This is a genomic window from uncultured Actinomyces sp. (assembly GCA_900541895.1).
Classification (GTDB): domain Bacteria; phylum Actinomycetota; class Actinomycetes; order Actinomycetales; family Actinomycetaceae; genus Pauljensenia.
Genome location: UWSI01000002.1, coordinates 113,991 through 136,737 on the forward strand (window position 1 = coordinate 113,991; position 22,747 = coordinate 136,737).

Here is a 22,747-nt window from a genome sequence, read left to right on the forward strand (position 1 = left end):
AGACTTGGATTTAGCACTCGGGAGTGCCGAGTGATAAGCACTAAGGCCGGTGAGGCTTAGGAGTTACCTGAGTCGTCCGTCGCGGGCATCGGTCCAATCCGCATCGCGGAAGGATAGAAGAACATGACGAAGCTCATTCACTTCGATGAGGAGGCGCGCCGCGGCATGGAGCGCGGTCTGAACCTTCTCGCCGACACCGTTAAGGTCACCCTGGGCCCCAAGGGCCGTAATGTCGTCCTCGACAAGAAGTGGGGCGCCCCCACCATCACCAAGGATGGCGTTTCCGTTGCTAAGGAAATCGACCTCGAAGATCCCTTTGAGCGCATCGGTGCAGAACTGGTCAAGGAAGTTGCCAAGAAGACCGATGATGTCGCAGGTGACGGCACCACGACCGCTACCGTTCTGGCACAGGCACTGGTTCGTGAGGGTCTGCGTAACGTTGCAGCCGGTTCGAACCCCATCGCCCTGAAGCGCGGCATCGATGGTGCCGTTGAGGCAATCGTTGCCCAGCTGCACAAGGATTCCAAGCCTGTTGAGACCACCGAGCAGATTGCTGCCACCGCCTCGATCTCCGCAAATGATCCCGAGATCGGCAAGCTCATTGCTCAGGCCTTCGAGAAGGTTGGCTCTGAAGGTGTTGTGACCGTTGAAGAGACCAACTCTTTCGACACCACCCTTGAGACCACCGAAGGCATGCGTTTCGAGCGCGGCTACCTCTCTGCATACTTCGTTAACGATGCAGATCGCCAGGAAGCCGTCCTCGAGGATCCCTACATCCTGCTGGTCGACACCAAGATCACCAACGCCAAGGAACTGCTGCCTGTCCTGGAAAAGGTCATGCAGACCGGTAAGCCGCTGTTCATCATTGCCGAGGACGTTGAGGGCGAAGCCCTGGCAACCCTGGTTGTCAACAACATCCGCGGCACCTTCAAGTCGGTCGCCATCAAGGCCCCCGGCTTCGGCGATCGCCGTAAGGCCATGCTGAAGGACGTTGCAATCCTTACCGCCGGTGAAGTGATCTCCGAGACCGTTGGCCTCTCTCTTGAGAATGCCACCCTTGAGGATCTCGGCCGTGCGCGCAAGGTCATCGTCTCCAAGGATGAAACCACCATCGTTGACGGTCTGGGCGCAAAGGATGACATCCAGGCACGCATCCGTCAGCTGCGTAAGGAAATCGAGACCACCGATTCCGATTACGACCGCGAGAAGCTCCAGGAGCGTCTGGCAAAGCTCTCCGGCGGCGTGGCAGTCATCAAGTCCGGTGCTGCAACTGAGGTTGAGCTCAAGGAACGTAAGCACCGCATCGAGGACGCGATCCGTAACGCTCGCGCAGCCTCTGAAGAGGGCTTGGTTGCCGGTGGCGGTGTTGCACTGATTCAGGCAGCCTCCAAGGCTCTTGACTCGCTGAACTTCAGCGGCGATGAGGCAACCGGTGTGAACATCGTTCGCGAGGCTGTCTCTGCACCGCTCAAGCAGATCGCTGAGAATGCTGGCCTTGAGGGCGGCGTTGTTGCTGACCGCGTTGCTCAGATGGAGCCCGGCTTCGGTCTGAACGCTGCAACTGGTGAGTACGGCGACCTGATGACCCAGGGTATCTCTGACCCGGTCAAGGTCACCCGCTCCGCTCTGCAGAACGCAGCCTCGATCGCAGGTATGTTCCTGACCACCGAGGCCGTTGTTGCCGACAAGCCTGAGCCTCCGGCACCGGCAGGAGCACCTGCTGACGGTGGAATGGGCGGAATGTACTGATCCTTTAGGGATTAGTAGAAAATCGCATTCCCTATGAATGTCCCTGTGGGGGGCGCGCTTCATGCGCGTCCCCCACAGGCATTTAATAGGCAGCTGTATGTGAATAAGGCAGTTTCCTAGTGTGCGAAGAGCCCGATGCTCTGTGCTTCAGCATCTGCGTAGACCTGAGCCGCATGCGAAAGTGAGCCTGAGATCTGGTCCAGGGAGCTTTCAACTTGAGCTTGGGTGAGCTGCCAAGAGGCAACAGAATCAGAGAATTGCGCCGAAGCGCCGCCTTGCCAAGTATCTTTAAGCGCCAGTAACTCGTTCATGAGCGCTGATACTTCGTTTCGAATCGAGTCGCAAGTAATTTGGATCCGCGAGGCGCAGGATGCGATGTGTGCGGAGTCAACGGAAAATGCGGTCATTGTGCCCTCCTAGGCTGGGTGAATGGGTGTTCACAGCCTAGGAAGAGTAAGTTGACGGCACCGTGCAGATAACACAATCTGTGGAGAAAACGGTTCAATCTGACACGGTGGATGAATACGACGATTCAAGTTTAAGGATTTAGGACAGCGGGGGAGGAGTTGGAATGTCCAGGTCATCCAATGCCGACTCCAAAGAAGAAGTGTCGTCAGCATCAGCAGCAGATCCACGCGAAGGGCTCTCTGCTGCAACTCCAGGCAGAGGGGTGTGGACGGTACTGGGAAGAGAAACCTGTTGAGCGGAAGGCACCGCCGCACCAGAGGATGTGGGGGCTGTCGCTCCGCTTGCTGTCGCTCCGTTTGCTGCCGCTCCGCTTGGAATTCCTAGAGCAGGTGTCTCAGTGTTCTCGGGAGGAAGCGTTGGCGATGCGGGCGCACTATTCTCCGCTGCCTCTTCCACGCCATCAGATGTGGCATTGGAAGGGGTCTGAACGGAGGCTGTAGCCTCATCCTCACTGCTGTCAAGGGGAGCGGGGGCTACAGGCAGGCCAGCGGCCTCGTCAGTAGCAAACTCATCGGAATCAACGGAAAGGGTTGACTGAGGAAGCTCTACGACCGCGGAAGGCAAAGACCCAGCAGGAGTGCTCGGGGTGTCGACGGGGTCGAAAGGCTCAGTATGACTCTTAATGTTGAGGTGACGGCGCCGGATAATCATCGTTCCAGAGGCAGGAGTATCCGATGAGAGCGTCTCATGGTGTTCCTCTGGCTCGACATCTTCTTCGGGCTCATTGAGATCGGCATCGGGGGAACAAGCTTTGAGAACTCGAGCAAGCTTGGCGCTTTCGGCCTCGAGATTAGCTCGTGCGCTTTCTTCCCATGCAAGTGCAAGCGGTGAATGAAAAATCTGCTCGCGCGCCAAAATCTTCTTAATTGCCAGGCGGCGTGCACGTACGTAATCCATATCGCACAAATCAGGGCATTCTTCGCGCAATGATTCGCGGAAGCGCTTAAAGTCCTGAGGGCTAGCTGCCAGCATTCCTAAGTCGGCATCAATGAGGACTTGAGCATCCATGTCAGAAGGGTCCGCGCGGTGCGTGAAAAGCGCCATCATGAGCTCTTGAACGCGAGAAATAACATCCTCGCTCACCCCCAGTGCTTCCATGCGAGAACGTGCGTGGTACAGCGCGGAGAATTCTTGCTCATCGCTGTTAGTGCCGCGTTGGAAAACGTCAAAACTGCGGTTAAGAACCGCTCCTTGATACCACAGAGCAACCCGCAGAACATCAGGATCGTGTGCTGTCGAGGCAATCTCGTCGATACGCGCCAAGGTCTTGATGAGATGGCGGGTGTTGTGAAGGATTCGTCCCTTGGCATTCCAGCGCGAGATCAAATCTCGAGCTTCAGCCTCCAAGAGGGGAATCGGAGCACTTGCCCCGATTTCTTGCATCGCGTCCACGAAGGAACTAAAAAGCCACTGAGGTGCATCGGCACCCATGCGCGCTCACTCCTAGTCTGACAATGTTACTTGGTAATGCTAGCCACTTTTTGAACGCTTGGCACGGAGCTTTCCTATGAGCGAAGGATTCGCAGAGGCCATGCAGCGCATAATCACTTAATTTCCAGCGGTTTTCTGCGTGATTCTCAAGGAAAAACACCAGTGCTTCAGTAGTTGAGATTCGCAAGACAATTGGCGCGGGAAGGAAGCTGCGAAGATCGAATTCCGTCAGTTTATGCCTTCAAGCGTTCTTTGGACTGCACGATTGGCATATCGATCTTGACGGTGAGGCCACCGCCCGTAGTCTTTGTGAGCTCTGCGTGACCGCCGTGCGCTGAGACGATTGAGGATACGATGGAAAGTCCCAATCCGGAGCCACCCAGTGAGCGGGCACGTGAGCTTTCTGTTCGATAGAAGCGCTGGAAAACTTTTTCATAGTCTTCCTTCGCAATTCCAGGTCCGTGATCCCTAAATTCCATCAGAACAGAAGTCGGATTCTGACCTACAGCAATCTCTACCGGTGTTGAACGCGGGGTGTAACGCACAATGTTACCGATGATATTTGTGAGCACCTGTTGCAGGCGGTCGCGGTCGGCCTGAATCCAGACGGATTGCGGAATCGGCTGGTCGTTGATCCCCAGAATCTTGACCTGGCGAGTGGGATCGAGAGCTTGAAGATCGAAGCGAGCATTGCGAAGCATCGCGATCACATCGACATCCACGATTTCTAGCGGCCGGCCCTCGTCCAAGCGGGCCAGAGTCAAGAGGTCCTCAACCAATGAACCCATGCGAGTTGATTCGGATCGAATTCGCCCCATGACTTCGCCGGTGCGCTCTGTCGGAACGCCGCCCATTGAGTAGAGCTCGCAGTAACCTGAAATCGCGGCTAGGGGAGTGCGCAGTTCATGCGAAGCATCGGAAACGAAGCGACGGATCTTACGCTCAGATTCCTCGCGCGCTGCGAATGACTGTTCCAGCTGGCTCAGCATGGAGTTCAATGACTTCGAAAGCGAACCGACTTCCGTTGAAGGCGGAGCAAATGGAACACGCTGGGTGAGGTCGCCGGCGGCAATCTTGCCTGCAGTCGTTTCGATTCCACGCAGGGGAAGAAGCGCGCGCCGGACTAGGTAGGTCGCCAGGCCGGTGCCGATGGCGATGATCGCAATTGCCGTTGTTGCGACGTATCCAGCCATATTTTGAATGGTGAATTTTACGTCGTTGAGCGGAAGCGCGACGGTGAGCCTGCCCGTTGGGGTGATATCGCCACTGCGCGTAATGGGAACAATAATCACGCGCCATGTAGATCCCTGCTTCGTCGATTCGACAGTAACGGGGTCAGTCCAGCCGGTAGCCGTCTGCGCGGATTGACCTGGCTTGAGAAGCTCCGGAATCAGCGGTTTACCCGCGTGGTCGCGTGTCGAGGCCGAGAGCAGCGTGACGTCTTCTTCGTTCGCCCGTTGGATGTTGAGGTAGTAGAGAGTGGGGAGGTTGGGCTCTTGAGCCAGCTCCTGTGGGTTCTCAATGGCCTTGGGGGCCAATGACAAAACTGTTGATGAGAGTTGGTCGTCAACTTGGGCAATGAGGTGGCGCTGCAAGAGGCCGATCATCACCGTTGCTGAAAGGGAAAGTCCAAGAGAGAGAAGAAGTGCAGTGAGCGCAACAATTCTGGCCGTCAACGAACGTGACGACCAGAATCTGCGTACTACACCGCGTGGGTACATTTTTTAGTTATCGTCTCGAAGGATGTATCCAACGCCTCGCTTGGTGTGAATGAGCTCGCCGCTGGCGCCTTCGACGGTCAGCTTGCGACGCAGGTAGGAAATATAGGATTCGACGATTGCAACCTCGCCATCCCAGTCGTATTCCCAGACGTGATCGAGGATCTGCATCTTGGAAACGACTCGTCCCTGATTGATCATGAGGTAGCGCAGAAGCTTGAACTCGGTGGGGGACAGGTCGATCGGTACTCCAGCGCGAGTGACTTCGTGTGCGTCTTCGTCGATGACAAGGTCAGCGACGCGCAGCTTGCCATCGTCGCCGCTCTCGCCCAGCGTACGGCGCAGAACGGCACGAATACGTGCGACGACTTCCTCGAGGCCAAAAGGCTTTGTGACGTAATCGTCGCCGCCGACGGTGAGTCCCTGGATCTTGTCGCGCATATCATCGCGAGCTGTCAAGAAAAGGACGGGGATAGTGATACCTGCATCGCGCAGGCGACGAGTCACTGTGAAGCCGTCCATATCGGGGAGCATGACGTCCAGAACGATCAGGTCGGGGCGTTCTTCCTGAGCCTGGTGGTAGGCAGATGCTCCGTCTTCTGCCGTAATGACATCAAAGCCAGCAAATCGCAGAGATGAGGCCAGAAGATCGCGAATATTTGGTTCATCGTCAACGACAAGAAGTCGCGCTTCTCCAGTGTTTTCAAATTCCGTCATAGTCAACATTTTGAGTGAGATAGCTGAATGTATCCTGAATGCCTGCTGTGTGAAATTGTTTTTCTGAGAATCTCCATGAAAAAGGTGCTGAAAGGAAGATAATGCAAGCATGACTCAATCCAGCTCTCAAAGTCTTTTTGAACCCCAAGGCGTGACTTTTAATCCGGTTAAACGCTCGCTTGCCGTGGTGCGGCGGCTGAACGTCAGTATTTACTTTGTCATCGCTGTTGCTGCGGTATCGGTTGGCATGGTGATGGCACCAGATTTTCCACGAGAGTGGGGTTTTGGGATCATCGCTGGATTAAGTGCCGGATGGCTCTACATGATGTGGATTATCGGCCGACAAATACGTAATTTCGCATGGGCGCAAGGTGAGCATGATTTCCTCATTCGTCGAGGCGCTTTCTTCCGCTCGATGACAATCGTTCCTTACGGCCGTATTCAGTACGTTGATATTTCAGAAGGCCCCGTTTCTCGCTTCTTCGGTATTTCCACGGTGATCATTCATACGGCCTCGGTCTCTACTCGTGCCTTTGTTCAGGGGATCCCCTCTGAGGATGCTGCCCGTCTGCGCGACCAACTCGCCCAGCGTGGAAGCGCTGAGATGGCAGGGCTGTGAGCATGAGTTCTTCTCAACACGTGTATGCAGCGGACCAAGGGGTTGATCCCTCGCTGTGGCGCCGCGTCCACGTCATCACGCCTCTTCTGGAGATCTGGCAAATCTTGGTGGCAGGTTTTGCCCTGGTTACTTATCGCAATTTCAGTGAAATTCAGGAAATGCTGCGCTCTGAGTATCTTCTTTCTTTCCTTTCGGAGCGTTTCTTTTATTTGGCGGGGAGCGCGCTGATTGTCATCGCCGTCCTAGTTGGTTTTGTTTTTCTCCAGTGGTGGTCCTTGGCCTTTGCAGTCACGGAAACCGCAGTGTGGTCGCGCCACGGGATTCTTAAGCGTCAGCAGCGCCATGCGCGCTTGGATCGTATTCAGGCCGTTGATATCTCCCAGCCGGTCCTTGCACGAATTCTTGGTTTGGGCAAGCTTGATGTTGAAGTTGCTGGTGGCTCCTCCTCCAACATCACCATCGGTTATCTCAAGGTCTCAGAACTTGAGGCTCTGCGCGGAGAAATCCTTGCTCGTGCTGCAGGGCTGAGGGTAGAGGCACAAACCTCCCCCCAGACCTCGGCAATCGGGACGACACCTCAGTCTCCGTGCGCTCCCGTCCAGAGCGGGTACCCAGCTGCAACGGCAGATCCCTACGCGCCCAGCCAGTCCGTGGCCTCGCAAACTCCTGCAAACTACAGCTATACCGGAGAGGTCTATGCGCCTTCCTCGATTCCGGTCGCACCCGAACGCGAGCTTTATCAGGTCTCGATGGGACGCCTGCTTGGATCTCAGATGCTGTCTTTGGGCAATATCGCAGCCATTTTGCTTCTGATTGCATTCCTCGTTGCCGGAGGCATTGCCGCTGTTCAAGAGGGTGTCGTCGTTGCCATTGCCTCATTGGGTGGTTTCCTCTCGGTGGCAATGTCGATCGTCGGTGTGCAGTGGAATCGTTTTGCCTCCGAGGCCAACTTCCGCCTAGCGATTTCTCCCGATGGTATCCGCGTGCGACGCGGTTTGCTCAGTACGCGCGCGCAGACCATTCCGCCGAGGCGTATTCACGCGATTCAGGTTCAACAGCCCTTCTTTTGGCGTTTTCTGGGTTGGTACCGCGTGAGCATTCTTCAAGCCGGTTACGGCGCGAAAGACACTGACTCGAACAAACAGCAGAGCTCCCACATCCTTATTCCTGTAGGTACACGCCAAGACGTTGAATTCGCACTGTGGATGGTTTTCAACGATCTGGGTGTCGATGATGTTCCTTCCTTCATTGAGGCTGCGCTCGCGGGAAAGGGAAGTGGGCAGGGCTTTGTACAGATGTCGCCTCGAGCGCGCTTCTTGGACCCCTTCGCCTACCATCGCCGCGCTCGAGCAATCACGCGGACCACTTTCGTTATCCGCGATGGTTGGTTGAATCGGAAGAGCCTGTGGGCGCCTATTGCACGTCTGCAGTCGGTTCGGGTGCAGTCGGGTCCGTTAGAACGCAAACTGGGTGTGGCAAGTCTGCACATGGATGTGGTTCCCGGTGCATTCAAGATGATTGCGGAGCATCAAGATGCCTCGCAGGCAAGTGCAGATATTTACACCTTGCTCATCGAGGGGCAGGCCAACCGTGCCAGCGAGCCTCCTGAGAAATGGATGCTGCGCGTAGAAAATGGGATGCACAGTTAATATCCATTGACGCAGCTGCGAAGATAGCGCCGATCTGGGGGCGCGGATTCAGACGCGGCTTGTCGCTCAGGGCCATCCATCAGACACCACAGCAAAGGCGGAATATGCGCGGCGGTCGACTTGATATCGGCATTATCGGCATGGGACATGTTGGCCCTGTGATCGGCTCGGCCCTGCGCGCGGTTGGACACACGATTGTTGGGGTGAGTGCCTCTTCGGAGGAATCGCGGGAGCGTGCCGATGCTCTGTTACCGGGGATTCCCATTCTTTCGGTAGAAGAGATTGTCTCTGGTTGCCAGATGGTTGTTCTGACCGTTCCCGACGACCAGCTTGAAGGTTTGGTCAAGGGCCTGGCTGAATTAGGTGCCTGGCAGTCCTCGCAACTGATTGTGCATACTTCGGGGGCGCACGGAATTGACATTCTGCGCCCCGCCTCGGGTATGGGGGCAATTCCCTTGGCAATTCATCCGGCAATGACCTTCACGGGGACCTCAGTTGACGTTCCACGTTTGGTGGGGACACCCTTTGCAGTGACTGCTCCAGCAATTGCCTTGCCCATTGCCCAAGCGCTAGTCGTTGAAATGGGTGGTGAGCCTTTCGAGATCGCGGAGGAAGATCGCGGGGTCTACCACGCTGCGTTGAATCACGGTGCAAATTTCCTTGCCACTGTAGTCGCGCAGTCTAAGCAGATCCTCTCCACCGTTGGAATTGAGGATCCGGGAACTTTCTTGCGTCCCCTGTGCGAGGCCGCCCTAGATCGCGCGCTGCGAGCGGGGGACCGCGGTGTCTCTGGCCCCATCCCGCGAGGAGATGTCGGAACAATTCGCGAGCACCTGAGCGTTCTAGAGACCAAAGCCAAGGAAGAAAACTTGGCGGGGGAGGGCCAGTGGGGACACCGCCTCGAGGATGCGCGCTCGACTTACGCGGCAATGACTCTGCACACCGTTGACCTACTGGAATTTGAGGGACGAATCAGCTCTCAGGTGGCCTGGGAAATACGCGCAGCTGTGCGTGAAATGGGTGAAAAGTGATCCGTTAGACCCCCACGAAATGGCGTTTCGGGGGCCTTTCGGGCGAAAATAAGTCACATGAACTCTACGCCTCAGTTGACGCATACCCGAGAAGAACTTGCGCAAGCACTATCCCAACTTGAGGGGACGTGCGCGCTGGTCATGACAATGGGAGCGCTCCACCGAGGGCACCTTGAGCTTGTCCGGCAGGCACAGGAGCTTGCCGATCATGTCATCGTCACAATCTTCGTCAACCCCACCCAGTTTGCTCCGGGCGAGGACTACGATGCCTACCCGCGCACATTGGATGCCGATATGGACGCGCTGTCAACGGTGGGCGCTGATCTTGTATGGGCTCCTTCTGTCACTGATGCTTACCCAACTCCCGCAACCACCCGTATCGACGCTGGCCCGGTTGCCCACATTCTTGAAGGAGCAACTCGCCCGACGCACTTTGCCGGCGTCGCACTGGTCGTCTCAAAGGCAATGAATCTGATCCGTCCTGATGTTGCGCTCTTTGGTCAAAAAGATGCCCAACAGCTGGCAGTTATTCGCACTTTTGTTCGTGACTTGGATATGTCCGTGCGCATTCAGGCCGTTGAGATTGTTCGCGATAGCGATGGTGTTGCGCTCTCTTCGCGTAATCAGTACCTCAGTGAGGAAGAACGCGTGCACGCGCGTTCCCTGTCGCGTGCGATTGACGAGGCCCGCGCTGCAGCGGCTTTGGGTGTTCCTCTTGACGAGGTTTTGCGTGCTGCCTCCTCCGTTCTCGAGGCCGAAGAGGGAGTTGTTCCCGATTACGTTGCAATCGTGGATGATGACGATTTCACCCTGCTTGCAGGGACGGGAAGCGCCGCAGAACAGGTGGACAAGGAAAGCCGTGAGAAGGTGCTGGAAGCTGCGGCAACGCAGGGAAGCCTTCGCGCTCGAATTCTTCTTGCCGCGCGGGTCGGAGCGACTCGCTTGATCGATAACGCGGATGTCGTTATTTCTGTTGCCGGAGGCGCACGTCATGAGTGAAATGACTCGGACCATGGTGATTGGAAAGATTCACCGTGCACGAGTAACTGGAGCCGATTTGCATTATGTTGGCTCGATTACCATCGACGAAGACCTCTTGGATGCGGCCAATATTGTTCCCGGCCAAAAAGTAGATATTGCGGATGTGAATAACGGATCACGCCTATCGACGTACACAATCGCCGGTCAGCGCGGAAGTGGTGTTATTCAGCTCAATGGGGCCGCGGCGCATCTGGTGAACCTGGATGATTTGGTCATCATCATGGCCTATGCCCAGGTCCCCGAATCCCAGGTTCGTTCTGTAACACCCAGTGTCGTTTTCGTTGATGCGCAGAATCGAATTATCGAAGAGGGGAGTGCTCTGGGACAGGTCCCTGAGTCTTCGCCCCACGCCCAAAGTTTGGGATTGAAAAGTTCGGGTGCGTGAATTTTAATCCGCTCATACGCATGGGCGTGACTAATCGCTGACTTTCGCTACCATTGAAGTCATGACTGATTCGCCTGTTGACGATACCCCTGAACAAGTACAAATTCGCGCTGCCAAGCGTGCACGCCTCATGGAGGCAGGGATTCCCGCCTATCCTGTGAAGCTTCCTATCACCACGACCATCGCAAAGGTCCGTGAAAAGTACAGCCATCTGGAAGCCGGTGAAGAGACCGACGATATCGTTGCTCTCTCTGGCCGTGTGATTTTGGCACGTAACGGTGGAAAGCTTTGCTTCGCAACCCTCATGGATGGTGCGGGCAACAAGATCCAAGTGATGCTCTCTGCCGCCTCGGTTGGTGCAGAGTCGCTGGCTCAGTACAAAAACGACGTTGACTTGGGTGACTTCCTTTATGTTCACGGTCGCGTGATTTCCTCCAAGCGCGGTGAGCTGTCGATCTTCGCCACCCCGGCTGAAGTGACTCCCGAGGCCCAAGCTGCTTACGACGCGGCCCCGACTGCGCTTCCCGCTCCTGACGCCTCGTGGGCGATTGCCTCAAAGGCCCTGCGTCCTTTGCCTAAGACATGGACGACCGCCGAGGGTGAAGAAGTTTCTCTTTCGGAAGACCAGCGAATCCGCCGCCGCGAGCTCGACCTGATCACCCGTCCTGCCGCGCGCAATATGATCCGTATTCGCGCTGCGGTGAACCGTTCCATTCGTGAGAATTTCTTCCGCCGCGATTACATCGAGCTTGAGACTCCGATGCTCCAGGTCATTCACGGTGGCGCTTCGGCGCGTCCCTTTATCACGCACATGAACGCGCTGGATATGGACCTCTACCTGCGTATTGCTACCGAGATCTACCTCAAGCGCGCAGTTGTCGGTGGTGTGGATCGCGTCTTTGAGATGAACCGTAACTTCCGCAACGAAGGTATGGATTCCTCTCACAGCCCCGAATTCACCTCGCTGGAGGCCTACGAGGCCTATTCCGACTACAACGGAATGGCTGCTCTGACCCGGAACCTGATCCAGCAGGCTGCTCGCGATGCTTTTGATCTTCCCGAAGGCCAGGAAATTGTCACTCTTGCTGACGGCACCGAGTATGACCTTTCGGGCGATTGGGACCACATCGACCTGTATGGCTCGACCTCAGAGGCTTTGGGTGAAGAGATCACGGTGGATACGCCTCGTGAAAAGCTGCTCAAGTACGCCGATCAGATCGGTATTGAGGTTGATGATTACGCAGTAAACGGCAAGATCGTTGAGGATATCTTCGAAGAGCTCGTTGCCTCGAAGCTGTGGGCACCGACCTTCGTCTATGACTTCCCCGAGGATACTTCTCCGCTGACCCGTTACCATCGTTCGCGTCCGGGACTGACTGAGAAGTGGGACCTGTATGTTCGTGGTTTTGAGACCGCAACGGCATACTCCGAGCTCGCTGATCCCGTTGTCCAACGTCAGCGTTTTGAAGCGCAGGCTCTGGCCGCTGCCAATGGTGATCCCGAAGCCATGGTTCTGGATGAGGACTTCCTTATTGCCATGGAACAGGGCTTCCCGCCCTGCGGAGGTATGGGCATGGGTATCGACCGCCTGCTGATGGTGCTGACTGGACAGGGAATCCGTGAAACGATCCCCTTCCCCTTGGTGAAGCGCCTGGGCTAAGTACGTGAAGGCGGCCGGCTTTCGTCACTTGACGAGGCCGGCCGCCTTTGTGTGTAAAGAGTGCACCTAAGTGCTGGTGGATACTGCCTGAAAGCGCAGTGTTCAAGCGTTACAGGTGCAGACTAGGCGTGGGCGCGGTGGCGCACCAAATCCAGGAGTTCACGCGCAGCGCCATCATCCAAAACAAGATCGGTGATGACACCGGCGTGGAGTGCGCCCAGTAGTGGTAGTGCCTTCGATGCACCTGCCACCACGGCTAAGCGCCGGGGAATCTTCCTCAGCGTTGCCGGGCTTGGCCCGGATGCGCGTTTGTTCAAATCCATGTCCGTCGATCCATCTTCACGCAGAAGGACCGTGCAGACATCCCCAACAACGCCGTCTTCTTGTGCATGCGCAATTTCATCGGGATCCAAGAATCCTCCCGAATAGACGCGCGATGGAAGTCGAGCAGAAAGCGAGCCGATTCCAAAGAGCGCAACATTTGCCGAATCAATCGTCGCAAGCACCGAGGTTACCGAACGTTCACGCCACAGTGCTTCCTTCGTTTCTGCGAAGTCAAAGAAAGCGGGGACGGGGAAGTGAACCATTCGGGCACCCAAAGCAGTAGCTGCGCGAGAAATGATGGCATCCGCATAGGGGACACCAGATTCTGTCGCAGTTGCAGCGCCATTAAGTTGCACCACTGTTGAACCCGGGAGATTCACTCGGGGGAGGCATCGGGTGACCTCAGAGGTCGTGTTTCCCCATGCAATTCCAAGTGTGTCTCCGGGCTTGAGCATATCCACAAGGCGTTCAGCGGCCACTCGTGCAACATTGTGCAGCCGATTCACTTCCGTGTGAATATCATGAACGGGAACGACTGATGTTCGAATTCCAAATATTTCGTTAATTTGGCCCGAGAGTGAACCGCGGTTTCCTGGAGTCGCAGCAACGGAGATGCGCACCAGACCGGAGTTTCGAGCGTAGGTCAGTAGGCGTGAAACAGACGAACGTGAAACACCGAGGTGGCGGGCGATGGTCTCCATCGTCTGCCCCTGCAGGTAATACATCGAGGCCGCTTCGTGGGCCTGTTCATCACGTATTGTCACATTTCCTAGTATGCCATCCATGAGCACGCACTCGTAGCTGTTTAGTCACCAATTTGCCTATAGGCGAAGCAGCTTCCACATGGTGTACTTGTCCACAGGTTGACCCAAATGCATGAACATACGTTCTTCCATTTGGGGTGAAGGGTAACAAATGAGATACTAAACGTGATCCACAGCGCATCTTCGAATGAGGGTGGTCTGGTGGTACTTGCATGGCGGTGAAATCCCGCCAATGACCCCGTCGCGAAGACGCGACGGAGAAAGTTAGGGAAATATGCTCGCAACAATTCTCCCAGCCTTTGACACGTCAATTCCGGTGACAACGGCGCAGGTCTTCTGGTCTGAGTTCCTTGGGACTGCAGTACTTCTTCTCCTTGGTGGCGGCGTCGTTGCCACGAATCTGCTCCCCAAGTCCAAGGGCAAGGGTGGCGGTTGGCTCATGATCAACTTTGGATGGGGACTTGCAGTATTTGCAGGTGTTTATGTCGCTTTCCGTAGCGGTGGACACCTGAACCCCGCAGTCACCATTGCAAAGGTTGTCGCCTACCTCTTTGATCCCCACACGACTCTCAATGGCGTTTCGGTAGATAAGCCCGGAGCTGTTCTTGTCACCGGCTCGAACGTTGCCGTCTACATCATTGCCCAGTTCCTCGGCGCGTTTGTCGGTGCTGTCCTGTGCTGGCTGACCTTCAAGAAGCACTTCGATGAGGATTGCGATCCTGCGCTGAAGCTCGGTGTCTTCTCTACCGGCCCCGAGATTCGCTCCTACGCTTGGAACTGCGTGACTGAGGCCATCGGCACCGCTGTCCTTATCCTCTGGGTCTTTGTCTCCGGCTACACCGAAACTGCGATTGGCCCGCTTGGCGTTGCCCTCATCATCGTCGTCATCGGCAACTCCCTAGGTGGCCCCACCGGATACGCGATCAACCCCGCGCGTGACCTCGGCCCTCGTATTGCTCACGCGATTTTGCCGATCAAGGGTAAGGGCGGCTCTGACTGGGCATACTCGTGGGTTCCCGTTGTCGCCCCCATCGTCGGTGCTGTGTTGGGAACTGTCCTCTACTTCCTCGTCCTTGTCTGAGTAAACACAACGACGTGACACTACTTTCGAAAGGAAACTCATGACTACTAAAGAATTCGTCATGGCAATCGACCAGGGTACGACTTCAACCCGAGCAATCATCTTCAATCACTCCGGTGAGATTGTCTCCGTTGGGCAGAAGGAATTCACCCAGATCTTCCCGAACCCCGGTTGGGTTGAGCACAACCCGATCGAGATCTGGGATACCACGCGTCAGGTCGTCGCTGATGCGCTGCAGAAGGCGGAAATTAACCGTCACCAACTGGCGGCCGTCGGCATCACCAACCAGCGTGAAACCACCGTGGTGTGGGATAAGAACACCGGCGAGCCCGTCTACAACGCGATTGTCTGGCAGGACATGCGTACCTCCGACATCGTCAAGGAACTCGAAGGCGACGAGGGCCCCGACCGCTTCCGCCAGATTTGTGGCCTTGGGTTGTCTCCCTACTTCTCCGGTTCGAAGATTAAGTGGATCCTCGACAACGTAGAGGGTGCGCGCGAGCGCGCCGAGGCCGGCGATCTCTACTTCGGCAACACCGACTCTTGGGTTTTGTGGAACTTGACGGGCGGCGTGAACGGCGGTGTTCACTACACTGACGTCACCAACGCCTCGCGTACCATGCTCATGGATATCCGCACCCTTCAGTGGCGCGAAGATGTCTGCGAGATTTTCGGCATTCCCATGTCGATGCTGCCTGAGATCAAGTCCTCCTCGGAGATCTACGGCTACGGCCGTAAGAACGGTCTGCTCATCGATACGCCGATTTCGGGCATCCTTGGTGACCAGCAGGCTGCAACCTTTGGCCAGGCTTGCTTCGAAAAGGGCATGGCGAAGAACACCTACGGCACCGGATGCTTCATGCTGATGAACACTGGCACTGAGCCCGTGTTCTCCAACAACGGTTTGCTTACGACGGTTGCCTACAAGATCGGTGATCAGGCTCCCGTTTATGCCTTGGAAGGATCCATCGCTGTTGCCGGCTCGCTGGTTCAGTGGCTGCGCGACAACCTGGGCATGATCGTGAAGTCCTCCGATATCGGTGAACTGGCACGTTCGGTCGAAGACAATGGTGGCGTCTACTTTGTCCCCGCGTTCTCCGGTCTTTTTGCACCGTACTGGCGTTCTGATGCGCGTGGCGCAATCGTCGGCTTGACTCGTTACGTCAACAAGGGTCACATTGCTCGCGCGGTTGAGGAATCCACCGCTTTCCAGAGCGCAGAGGTCCTGGATGCCATGAATGCCGACTCGGGTGTTCCTCTCAAGGAGCTCAAGGTCGACGGCGGCATGACGCACGACGATCTGGTCATGCAGTTCCAGGCTGACCTGTGCGGTGTCGATGTTGTTAGACCGAAGGTCATTGAGACCACCGCGCTGGGTGCTGCTTACGCTGCGGGTATCGCTGTTGGCTTCTGGTCGGGCACCGACGATGTCGTTGCCAACTGGCAGGAAGGCAAGCGCTGGAGTCCTTCAATGGCTCCTGCAGAACGCGATCGTACCTACCGCCTGTGGAAGAAGGCCGTCACCCGTACTCTTGACTGGGTTGACGAGGACGTGAAGTAGTCTCAAGGTATTGAGAACAAAGAGGCCGGGGCCGCATCTGCGGTCCCGGCCACTTGCGTCTCAGGCGCCTCGCGATGAGGATTTCTCCTTAATTCACGCCTGCGTCGATGCCCAGAAGTATAGGATTGGACTATGAATCCCCCTGACGCAGAAGCGACATATCTCCTGATCGATGGCGAAAACATCGATGCCACACTTGGGCTTTCCGTTCTGGATCGCCGCCCAACTCCCGATGAACGTCCCCGCTGGGATCGAATTCGTGAAGCGACCGAGCAGCTCTGGCATCAGCAAGTGCGCGGCCTTTTCTACCTCAATGGAACCTCGGGTTACCTTCCGATGGGCTTTATTCAAGCGCTCCATGCAATGGGTTACCGCGCTCTTCCTCTAGCTGGTCCAGACGACATGAAGGTCGTTGATGTCGGTATTCAACGCACCCTCGAAGCCATTGCAGAGCAGGGCTCGGGCTCAGTCATTTTGGCTTCTCACGACGCTGATTTCCTGCCGCAAATTCAGGATCTGCTTGAAAACGGACACCGCGTCGGGATTATGTGTTTCAAGGAATTCCTCTCCAGCCAGTTCCACGAACTGGAAGATCTGGGCCTTGAAATCATTGACCTTGAATACGACGCGCACGCATTCCAAGTACAGCTTCCACGTATTCACATCATCGATATCGACGACTTCGACCCCTTCGACTATCTCTGACATACAAAAATGTGGGCCCTGGATCAGGGCCCACATTTTTATGCTGTCAATCAGTGCTGCTGCTTGAGTGCCGCAAGACGAGCTTCGATTTCAGCCTGAGAAGAATCGGTCTCCAGCTCTGCGAACTGTGAATCCAGCGAGGAGGTCGCAATCTCAGCCTTGCCCTGGGCCATTGCCTCGGCTCGACGAACCTTGTCCTCGAAGCGCGAGAGCTCGGAGGTGGGGTCAAGGACATTGATCGAGGCAACTGCATCCGAAACCTGTGCCTGCGCCTCGGCGGCCTTCTGGCGTGCCACCAGCTGATCACGCTTGGTCTTGAGCTCGCTGAGCTTATCCTTCATCTGGACCAGCCCGTTCTTGAGCTTGTCGACGACCTCGCGCTGAGAAGCGATCAGCGGCTCAGCGGTCTTTGCTTCGCCCTCGAACTGGATCTGCTTGCCGATGGCGACGCGAGCCAGGTCGTCCCACTTCTGTGCCCCGGCCTGGTCGCCGGCTGCGCGCATTTCCTCTGCCTTTGCCGAGGCTGCGGCTGCCTTGCGTCCCCAATCCGCAGCCACTGCGACGTCCTCATCGTGGTCCTTCTCGGCCAAGCGGAGGTTGCCAACGGTCTGTGCAACTGCGGTCTCAGCTTCTGCGATCGAGTTCGTGTAGTCACGAATCAACTGATCAAGCATCTTCTGAGGGTCCTCGGCGCGGTCGAGGAGTGCATTGATGTTTGCCTTTGCGAGCTGAGAAATACGTCCAAGAATGGTTTGCTTTTCCGCCATTGTTTCCTCCTTTGGGAAGCGGGAAAAATTATGGTTGAACTATATCCTATTTCAGAAAGATCCGGTGTGACCTGATCCGTTGGAACCGCCGAAGCCGCCTCCGCCGAAGCCGCCACTAAAGCCTCCGCCGAAGTTGCCTCCGCTGGAACCGCCCCAACTGGAACCGCCCCCGCCCCAATCATGTCGACGTGAACTTCCTCCATTGAGCATTCCATTGAGAACGGACCATACAAGCATGCTGCCCATTCCGATCCCGTTGACGATTGAATCACCCGTTGTGGAACGTTGCGGAGCATTCAGGGGAGCATTGATTGCTGCCTGCGCGTAGGTGATTGCGTTTCGCGCTTGGCCGGCAGCACTCTCGTCATTGCCTTGGTCGTGATAGGAATGCGCACTCTGAAGTGAGGACTGTGCAAAGGAAAGATTTGAGCGTGCGTCGAAACCAACCAGCGTGCCGTGGCTTGTCACGTGTTGACTTGCGCGTGCGACAACGGAATCAGCCTGAGCTAAAAGTGCGTCAATTCCTGACTCAGCACGTTGGCTGCGCTCTTCTGCGCTACGTAAGGGAGTCAAGGCCTCGTCAAGGGCGGCTTCCGCAATGCGCAGTGATTCAAGCGCGACTAAAGGATCGCCCTTCCCGTTCTGCGCGGCGTTACCGGCGTTAATTGCTTCTTGAGCGGAGGCAACCAGCTGCTGGAATGCGGTCGGATCCGCATGAAGGCGAGTGACATCGGAAATATCCGAGGTGATTGAGCCGATTGCAGCGGTCAAAAGTTCAGAAGAACGCGAAAGTTGATCGGGGGCTTGAGTGATGGCTTCCAGCTGATGGCGTGCCAGTGCCAGAGCCCGACGTGCAACTTCGAGGATCTGGAGCGCGTTCTGGCCGTTGCTTTCGTTTGCTAGAGCATCATTAGCGCTGCTTTCGGCCTGATCCAAGAGCGCGCGGGCCTGGTCGGGACGTCCCTTGAGGGAGGCGACGGCCTCGGGAGAATAGGCGAGCTGAAGAGTCTGAAGGTCCATCTCCGCCTGAGTCACTTGGCTGCGAGTCTGCGCAATCATCTCGAGCAACTCACGGGCCTGCTGGCCGACATTTGCAACCTGGTTACGGCGCTGAGTGAAAGCATTTTTCTCTGCAACCAATTGGTTCATTGCAACGTTGAGTTTCCCGACAAACTCTTGGAATTCGTAGGGAGAGCGCGGGTGGCTTCCATCCTCGTTCTCACGCTGCATGGTGAAACCCTTATTAACCAGTGTTCGCGCCGTTTCAAGCGCCGCAGAGTAGGACTTGACAGACTCGGGGCCGAATTGAGCCTGGGCGAATTGGATTTCGTCGTCACTTGAACGAACGATGTCATCTGCGTCCAGCAGGAGGTGTGCGAGATCCAAGGTCTGCTGAACATGCTCCTGAGCCTGATTACGCACGACATTTTTGTGTGTCTTGCGTTGAGAGCGCATAACAATAAACAGAAATACGAGGATGATCACGGGAAGCAGAAGGAAGGGAGCCATTGCGCCGATGGCGATGGCCAGTGAGCTCGAGTTGCGCTTGGAGCTGTGAGAAGTCGTCGCGGTGGACTTGCTTGCCGCCGGCGAGGCCGTGGTGGGTTTAGTTGTTAGTCCCGCTTCCAGTTCGGTAACGAAAAGGTCGAGGCCAGTAGCTAAAGTTGATTCGTCCAGAGGATTTGCCTTGCTCAGTACGCCCTTTAATCCCGAGAAAGCGGTCACAACCGCCGCGTCGCTGATCCCTTTTTCGTGTGAATTGCCGCAGGTGGCCGTCTGGCGTTCTTGCGTTGCGATTACTAGGACCAGTGAAGAACTGGATAGGCCTGATTGGGTACCGACTGTATTGCACCATGCCAGAGGGGCTGTTCCTGAAAAATTCGGAACCACAACGATGTAGGTATCCAGACCTTTTCTTTGAAGGTCATGCAGTTCGGTATTAATGGATTGGACTGAGTTTTCAGACAGGAACGAGGCTGTATCCGTCAAGTTTGTTGTTACGGTCACCGGTGAATCGGCGCGCGCAGTTCCGGCCGGTAGACACGTCGTGACAAACACCGTAGCAAGCGCGGCGAGAAAAGCCATACAACGAGAGCGGAAAGCATGGTAAAACATAGCCACTAGTTTACGGCTAAGAAGCGTTTGATTGACGCGCCATCTATGATGGAGGGTACGTCCTTAGCCGATGACACAGGAAGGAGTGCACAGGATGCCCACTGGTAAGGTGAAGTTTTTTGATGCTGAGCGTGGTTTTGGCTTCATTATGGGAGAAGACGGTGGTCAGGTTTTCCTGCACTCTTCCGCGCTGCCTGAAGGAGTGACGCCTCGTCCCGGAACTCGTGTTGAATACGGAGTTGCCGATGGGCGCAAGGGGCCGCAGGCGCTGTCGGTTCGTATTATTTCCACGCCGCACTCCGTGGCGCGTGCCCAACGACGTAAGCCCGAAACTATGGTGCCCGTCGTCGAAGACTTAATTAAACTGCTCGATGCCTCTTCTGAATCTTTGCGCCGCGGACACTACCCGGAAAATGCAGCAAAGATCGCGAAGGTCATGCGGGCCGTTGCAGAGGATTTTGATGCCTGAAAAAACTGCCTCCGCGCGTGGGCGAATGGATCAGCAGCTCGCCCAAGCGCTGGATTTTGCGCGTGAAAACGCGGTTGAAGTTGGGGGAGAAGCCTCGGTAGGGGAGCATCTTTCTTTCGAAATGAATGCCGAGCGCCTTGGTACTCACTACTTCGCCTGTAACGATGCCGGTTATGTCGGCTGGCGTTGGTCGGTCACTTTGACGCGCGTTCCGCGCTCGCGGAAGATCACGGTATGTGAAGTTGATTTGGTACCCGGTTCCGGTGCACTTTTGGCACCCGAGTGGCTCCCGTGGGAGGACCGCCTGCAGCCGGGTGATGTGAGCCGTGAGGATGTTCTGCCGTACCGTGACGATGATGATCGCCTGATTTCGGGGCTTGAGGACACCGGTGAAGATCCGGATTTGCCAACGGATCGCGAGTTGGGATTGGGACGCGTTCGCGTTCTTTCTGATAAAGGTTACGACGATGCTGCAAAGCGCTGGTACGCCTCGGATCGTGGACCGAAGCGTGGTCGTCGCCCCAAGCAGACCTGTTCGACCTGCGGCTTCCTCATGAAGATGTCCGGTTCGATGCGCCTGGTCTTTGGTGTCTGTGCAAATGAATGGGCGCAAGATGATGGCTGTGTCGTGAGTCTGGATCACACCTGCGGTGCACACTCTGAAACTGATGTGCCGAACAATGGAACGGATTGGCCGGTTCGCCCCTCGCGTATCAACGATTTCCTTGTTGAATCTGAGCGAATCGGGTCCTGAGAAGGAAACTGGTTCTAAATAAGAACTATAAGCAGGTTAATCTGGGAAAGCCAAGCGCATCTCGCTGGATGATAAGCACTTCACTTTTAGTGTTTTTTCAGCGATTATTTGGGGAGTGAGCACACAAGAGAAAGCGCCAACGAGCGCAAAGCCACTGAATTCCCTTGACACTTTCTTCCACATCACTGAACGTGGATCCACAATTGGTCGCGAAATCCGAGGTGGCGTGGTCACCTTCTTCGCAATGGCCTACATCCTTGTTGTTAACCCCTCGATTCTTTCGGCCGCTCTGCCTCAAGACGGCTCCATTACCCCCGCAGGAATTGCTGCAGGCACCGCACTTGTCGCGGGTATCATGACCATCCTCATGGGTGTCGTTGCGAACTACCCACTGGCGCTAGCCGCTGGTCTTGGCCTCAATGCAATCGTTGCCTTCACCCTGGTCCTTGGTTCAGGACTGACCTTCCAAGAGGCCATGGGCCTGATCTTCTGGGAGGGTATCCTCATTACCCTTCTGGTTCTGACAGGATTCCGAGACGCGGTCTTCCGCGCAGTTCCGTACCAGATCAAGACCGCTATCTCTGTAGGTATCGGTCTTTTTATTACCCTGGTGGGCCTGATCAACGCGGGCATTATTCGTGCAGGGGCAACCCCGGTTCAGCTTGGTATTAACGGCTCCCTGCAGGGATGGCCGACCCTGGTCTTCGTTGTTGGCCTTGGTTTGACCATCATCTTGTACGTGCGCAAGGTTAAGGGCGCTATGCTCATCGGCCTTATCACCTCGACGGTTTTGGCCGCGATTCTCCAGCTTTTCGTTCACCTTCCCGTGCGTAGTGAGGGCTCTCCGACCGGTTGGGGACAGACCATTCCGGCTCTGAGCGGCTCTCCGATTTCGATCCCCAGCTTTAACTCGCTTTTCCAAATCAACTTCTTCGGAGCTTTCGGGAAGCTTGGCGTTGTTTCGGTTGTTCTGCTGATCTTCTCGCTGATGCTTGCAGACTTCTTTGACACCATGGGAACGATGGTTGCTGTTGGTGCCGAGGGTGGTCTTCTGGACGAAGGCGGCAATCCTCCTCACTCCAGCCGTATTCTGCTCATTGACTCCTTGGCTGCTGCTGCAGGTGGTCTGGGTGGTGTCTCTTCGAACACCTCCTACATTGAGTCGACCGCCGGTGTTGGCGAGGGGGCGCGTACTGGTTTTGCCTCGGTTGTCACCGGTGTCCTCTTCCTGCTCTCCACCTTCCTTTCGCCCCTGGTTCAGCTTGTTCCGACCGAGGCCGCCTCGACCGCTCTGGTATTCGTTGGTTTCCTCATGATGGCTCAGGTTCTTGAGGTTGATTGGAAGGACCCGGAGTATGCAATCCCCGGCTTCTTGACCATCGCCTTCATGCCTTTCGCCTACTCGATCTCGGTGGGTATCGGCGTTGGCTTCATCGCCTACACGGTCATTCAGATCACCCTGGGCAAGGCTCGTAAGATTCACCCGCTGATGTGGCTGACCTCGATCCTCTTCGTGGTCTACTTCCTCTTGGGTCCGATTCGGGCCGCGTTGGGAGCCTGATCCGTTATTCACCTTTTGTGGGGGCCGGCATGTGTCGGCCCCCACACCTGTATTTGGGCGTATCCTGCAAAAGCAGTATTGAGCGATGCGGGGGCTTTTGTGTCACGAACTTTTCAGTCATTTGAGTACCGGAGTTTCCGGCATTGGTTTGTCGCCAATGTGCTGGCTGCTTCTGCCC

The 22,747-nt window shown here is 56.0% G+C and carries 20 protein-coding genes; 13 read left to right on the plus strand and 7 right to left on the minus strand.

Translation table 11 applies throughout. The annotated features are described in order from the left end of the window. Positions 1-123 precede the first annotated feature (123 nt). A complete protein-coding gene (groL, locus tag QZR18_RS01415) occupies positions 124-1,749 on the plus strand; it encodes a chaperonin GroEL (RefSeq protein WP_178704983.1) in 1,626 nt (541 codons plus the stop codon). A 116-nt stretch (positions 1,750-1,865) separates the two neighbouring features. Here groL and QZR18_RS01420 read toward each other — a convergent pair whose 3' ends face one another. The 4 genes from QZR18_RS01420 to QZR18_RS01435 form a co-directional block, all read right to left on the minus strand. Then, positions 1,866-2,156: a WXG100 family type VII secretion target gene (locus QZR18_RS01420; RefSeq protein WP_178704980.1), complete on the minus strand. Its 291-nt coding sequence runs from the start codon at positions 2,154-2,156 to the stop codon at positions 1,866-1,868. Between the two features lie 139 nt (positions 2,157-2,295). Next, the gene (locus QZR18_RS01425; RefSeq protein WP_178704977.1) at positions 2,296-3,648 is read right to left on the minus strand and encodes a hypothetical protein; all 1,353 of its coding nucleotides are present in this window, start codon (positions 3,646-3,648) and stop codon (positions 2,296-2,298) included. A 233-nt stretch (positions 3,649-3,881) separates the two neighbouring features. Further along, positions 3,882-5,369, minus strand: coding sequence for a cell wall metabolism sensor histidine kinase WalK (locus QZR18_RS01430; protein WP_178704974.1), 1,488 nt, complete (start codon positions 5,367-5,369; stop codon positions 3,882-3,884). Between the two features lie 3 nt (positions 5,370-5,372). Further along, positions 5,373-6,092, minus strand: a complete 720-nt coding sequence (locus QZR18_RS01435) for a response regulator transcription factor (protein WP_178704971.1) — start codon at positions 6,090-6,092, stop codon at positions 5,373-5,375. Between the two features lie 100 nt (positions 6,093-6,192). Between QZR18_RS01435 and QZR18_RS01440 the strand changes: the two genes are divergently transcribed. The 6 genes from QZR18_RS01440 (at position 6,193) to QZR18_RS01465 (ending at position 12,468) form a co-directional block, all read left to right on the plus strand. After that, complete coding sequence (locus QZR18_RS01440) at positions 6,193-6,702, plus strand: PH domain-containing protein (protein WP_178704968.1); 510 nt, start codon at positions 6,193-6,195, stop codon at positions 6,700-6,702. 2 nt (positions 6,703-6,704) lie between these two features. Then, on the plus strand, positions 6,705-8,351 hold the full coding sequence (locus tag QZR18_RS01445) for a PH domain-containing protein (RefSeq protein WP_178704965.1): 1,647 nt from the start codon (positions 6,705-6,707) through the stop codon (positions 8,349-8,351). 104 nt (positions 8,352-8,455) lie between these two features. Beyond that, positions 8,456-9,382: a Rossmann-like and DUF2520 domain-containing protein gene (locus tag QZR18_RS01450; RefSeq protein ID WP_178704962.1), complete on the plus strand. Its 927-nt coding sequence runs from the start codon at positions 8,456-8,458 to the stop codon at positions 9,380-9,382. A 57-nt stretch (positions 9,383-9,439) separates the two neighbouring features. Further along, positions 9,440-10,381, plus strand: a complete 942-nt coding sequence (panC, locus tag QZR18_RS01455) for a pantoate--beta-alanine ligase (RefSeq protein ID WP_178704959.1) — start codon at positions 9,440-9,442, stop codon at positions 10,379-10,381. Then, on the plus strand, positions 10,374-10,808 hold the full coding sequence (panD, locus tag QZR18_RS01460) for an aspartate 1-decarboxylase (protein WP_178704956.1): 435 nt from the start codon (positions 10,374-10,376) through the stop codon (positions 10,806-10,808). The genes panC and panD overlap by 8 nt, the downstream gene beginning before the upstream one ends. Positions 10,809-10,869: 61 nt before the next feature. Continuing rightward, positions 10,870-12,468 (plus strand): lysine--tRNA ligase, encoded by a 1,599-nt coding sequence (locus QZR18_RS01465; RefSeq protein ID WP_178704953.1) that lies wholly within the window; start codon positions 10,870-10,872, stop codon positions 12,466-12,468. 122 nt (positions 12,469-12,590) lie between these two features. Here QZR18_RS01465 and QZR18_RS01470 read toward each other — a convergent pair whose 3' ends face one another. Beyond that, positions 12,591-13,517, minus strand: a complete 927-nt coding sequence (locus QZR18_RS01470; RefSeq protein WP_026066687.1) for a sugar-binding transcriptional regulator — start codon at positions 13,515-13,517, stop codon at positions 12,591-12,593. Positions 13,518-13,830: 313 nt separating this feature from the next. On the opposite strand from QZR18_RS01470, the gene QZR18_RS01475 reads away from it, so the two are divergent. The 3 genes from QZR18_RS01475 (at position 13,831) to QZR18_RS01485 (ending at position 16,903) form a co-directional block, all read left to right on the plus strand. After that, a complete protein-coding gene (locus tag QZR18_RS01475) occupies positions 13,831-14,637 on the plus strand; it encodes an MIP/aquaporin family protein (RefSeq protein WP_178705962.1) in 807 nt (268 codons plus the stop codon). A gap of 40 nt (positions 14,638-14,677) precedes the next feature. After that, a complete protein-coding gene (glpK, locus tag QZR18_RS01480; protein WP_178705960.1) occupies positions 14,678-16,198 on the plus strand; it encodes a glycerol kinase GlpK in 1,521 nt (506 codons plus the stop codon). Positions 16,199-16,330: 132 nt separating this feature from the next. After that, positions 16,331-16,903 carry an NYN domain-containing protein gene (locus QZR18_RS01485; protein WP_009408661.1) on the plus strand — a complete coding sequence of 191 codons (573 nt, stop codon included), beginning with the start codon at positions 16,331-16,333 and terminating at the stop codon, positions 16,901-16,903. 50 nt (positions 16,904-16,953) lie between these two features. Here QZR18_RS01485 and QZR18_RS01490 read toward each other — a convergent pair whose 3' ends face one another. Together QZR18_RS01490 and QZR18_RS01495 are read right to left on the minus strand one after the other, a co-directional pair. Continuing rightward, on the minus strand, positions 16,954-17,670 hold the full coding sequence (locus QZR18_RS01490) for a PspA/IM30 family protein (RefSeq protein WP_178705957.1): 717 nt from the start codon (positions 17,668-17,670) through the stop codon (positions 16,954-16,956). Between the two features lie 51 nt (positions 17,671-17,721). Continuing rightward, positions 17,722-19,755 (minus strand): TPM domain-containing protein, encoded by a 2,034-nt coding sequence (locus QZR18_RS01495; protein WP_178705954.1) that lies wholly within the window; start codon positions 19,753-19,755, stop codon positions 17,722-17,724. A 124-nt stretch (positions 19,756-19,879) separates the two neighbouring features. On the opposite strand from QZR18_RS01495, the gene QZR18_RS01500 reads away from it, so the two are divergent. The 3 genes from QZR18_RS01500 to QZR18_RS01510 all read left to right on the plus strand — a co-directional run bounded on the left by QZR18_RS01500 (position 19,880) and on the right by QZR18_RS01510 (position 22,569). Next, positions 19,880-20,254 (plus strand): cold-shock protein, encoded by a 375-nt coding sequence (locus tag QZR18_RS01500; protein ID WP_034251511.1) that lies wholly within the window; start codon positions 19,880-19,882, stop codon positions 20,252-20,254. Further along, the gene (locus QZR18_RS01505) at positions 20,247-21,008 is read left to right on the plus strand and encodes a DUF3027 domain-containing protein (RefSeq protein ID WP_178705951.1); all 762 of its coding nucleotides are present in this window, start codon (positions 20,247-20,249) and stop codon (positions 21,006-21,008) included. The genes QZR18_RS01500 and QZR18_RS01505 overlap by 8 nt, the downstream gene beginning before the upstream one ends. 106 nt (positions 21,009-21,114) lie before the next feature. Continuing rightward, complete coding sequence (locus tag QZR18_RS01510) at positions 21,115-22,569, plus strand: NCS2 family permease (protein WP_178705965.1); 1,455 nt, start codon at positions 21,115-21,117, stop codon at positions 22,567-22,569. Positions 22,570-22,747 lie beyond the last annotated feature (178 nt).

Bases quoted from the DNA above. Each gene is read 5' to 3' on its own strand.
- groL (WP_178704983.1), top strand. From the start codon at position 124: ATGACGAAGCTCATTCACTTCGATGAGGAGGCGCGCCGCGGCATGGAG.
- QZR18_RS01420 (WP_178704980.1), bottom strand. From the start codon at position 2,156: ATGACCGCATTTTCCGTTGACTCCGCACACATCGCATCCTGCGCCTCG.
- QZR18_RS01425 (WP_178704977.1), bottom strand. From the start codon at position 3,648: ATGGGTGCCGATGCACCTCAGTGGCTTTTTAGTTCCTTCGTGGACGCG.
- QZR18_RS01430 (WP_178704974.1), bottom strand. From the start codon at position 5,369: ATGTACCCACGCGGTGTAGTACGCAGATTCTGGTCGTCACGTTCGTTG.
- QZR18_RS01435 (WP_178704971.1), bottom strand. From the start codon at position 6,092: ATGTTGACTATGACGGAATTTGAAAACACTGGAGAAGCGCGACTTCTT.
- QZR18_RS01440 (WP_178704968.1), top strand. From the start codon at position 6,193: ATGACTCAATCCAGCTCTCAAAGTCTTTTTGAACCCCAAGGCGTGACT.
- QZR18_RS01445 (WP_178704965.1), top strand. From the start codon at position 6,705: ATGAGTTCTTCTCAACACGTGTATGCAGCGGACCAAGGGGTTGATCCC.
- QZR18_RS01450 (WP_178704962.1), top strand. From the start codon at position 8,456: ATGCGCGGCGGTCGACTTGATATCGGCATTATCGGCATGGGACATGTT.
- panC (WP_178704959.1), top strand. From the start codon at position 9,440: ATGAACTCTACGCCTCAGTTGACGCATACCCGAGAAGAACTTGCGCAA.
- panD (WP_178704956.1), top strand. From the start codon at position 10,374: ATGAGTGAAATGACTCGGACCATGGTGATTGGAAAGATTCACCGTGCA.
- QZR18_RS01465 (WP_178704953.1), top strand. From the start codon at position 10,870: ATGACTGATTCGCCTGTTGACGATACCCCTGAACAAGTACAAATTCGC.
- QZR18_RS01470 (WP_026066687.1), bottom strand. From the start codon at position 13,517: ATGTATTACCTGCAGGGGCAGACGATGGAGACCATCGCCCGCCACCTC.
- QZR18_RS01475 (WP_178705962.1), top strand. From the start codon at position 13,831: ATGCTCGCAACAATTCTCCCAGCCTTTGACACGTCAATTCCGGTGACA.
- glpK (WP_178705960.1), top strand. From the start codon at position 14,678: ATGACTACTAAAGAATTCGTCATGGCAATCGACCAGGGTACGACTTCA.
- QZR18_RS01485 (WP_009408661.1), top strand. From the start codon at position 16,331: ATGAATCCCCCTGACGCAGAAGCGACATATCTCCTGATCGATGGCGAA.
- QZR18_RS01490 (WP_178705957.1), bottom strand. From the start codon at position 17,670: ATGGCGGAAAAGCAAACCATTCTTGGACGTATTTCTCAGCTCGCAAAG.
- QZR18_RS01495 (WP_178705954.1), bottom strand. From the start codon at position 19,755: ATGGCTTTTCTCGCCGCGCTTGCTACGGTGTTTGTCACGACGTGTCTA.
- QZR18_RS01500 (WP_034251511.1), top strand. From the start codon at position 19,880: ATGCCCACTGGTAAGGTGAAGTTTTTTGATGCTGAGCGTGGTTTTGGC.
- QZR18_RS01505 (WP_178705951.1), top strand. From the start codon at position 20,247: ATGCCTGAAAAAACTGCCTCCGCGCGTGGGCGAATGGATCAGCAGCTC.